Origin of the sequence: Erwinia sp. PsM31, assembly GCF_030433775.1 — a bacterium.
Lineage (GTDB): Bacteria > Pseudomonadota > Gammaproteobacteria > Enterobacterales > Enterobacteriaceae > Erwinia > Erwinia aeris.
The window spans coordinates 1-230 of the sequence record NZ_JARUWZ010000114.1; the positions used below are offsets into that span (position 1 = coordinate 1).

1 pseudogene is annotated in these 230 nt (G+C 40.4%); it reads left to right on the forward strand.

Features of this window, described 5'->3' with window-relative positions:
- Positions 1–83: 83 nt before the first annotated feature.
- A pseudogene (locus tag QCD69_RS22655) lies at positions 84–230 on the forward strand (YebG family protein); the annotation flags it as partial.

Consider the following 230-nt stretch of genomic DNA (forward strand, 5'->3'; position numbering starts at 1 on the left):
TAATCTCTGTGGGCAGTATGTCTGTTTAAATAAAATATGTTTTGGACTTAAAATTTGAGTAAATTATTAGTTTGTAATTAAATAAAGAAGCCGACGCTTATGACAAAATGCTGGATATGGCCGAAGTTTTCTGCGACTGGCTGAGCGGTGCCCCATTGGATATGCATGAAAATCAGCGCGAGGCGTTGGGGATGTTCCTGTCGCAAAACAAAGAACCCGTGCAGCATAAA